The organism is Stenotrophomonas sp. SrG (assembly GCF_050031795.1).
In the GTDB taxonomy this organism is placed as follows: domain Bacteria; phylum Pseudomonadota; class Gammaproteobacteria; order Xanthomonadales; family Xanthomonadaceae; genus Stenotrophomonas; species Stenotrophomonas rhizophila_A.
Window position 1 is genome coordinate 1 of record NZ_JBNBBE010000807.1, and the last position, 245, is coordinate 245.

At 70.6% G+C, this 245-nt stretch carries 1 protein-coding gene; it reads left to right on the forward strand.

The features are described 5' to 3' along the window. The coding region (locus ACQG3P_RS21795; protein ID WP_426806216.1) for a pyrimidine/purine nucleosidase domain-containing protein at window positions 1-245 on the forward strand (245 nt) is incomplete at both ends.

The window sequence follows — 245 nt, forward strand, 5'->3', positions numbered from 1 at the left end:
ATGGCGTTCGTGGACGGCGAGATCCTCCGCGGCGTGGCCGAGCAGCTGTTCGCGGTCGTGCGCGACCTGGCCGACATGGCCATCGAAATGGGCCCGGCCTACGCGGCCGCGCTGGAGTCGTCGGAAGGCATCACCAACGCGGTGTTCGGGCTGCTGCGCACCGCGCGCAGCCTCAACCCGGGCGACCCGACCCTGGTGGTGTGCTGGGGCGGCCAGTCGATCGGCCGCGATGAGTACCTGTACAC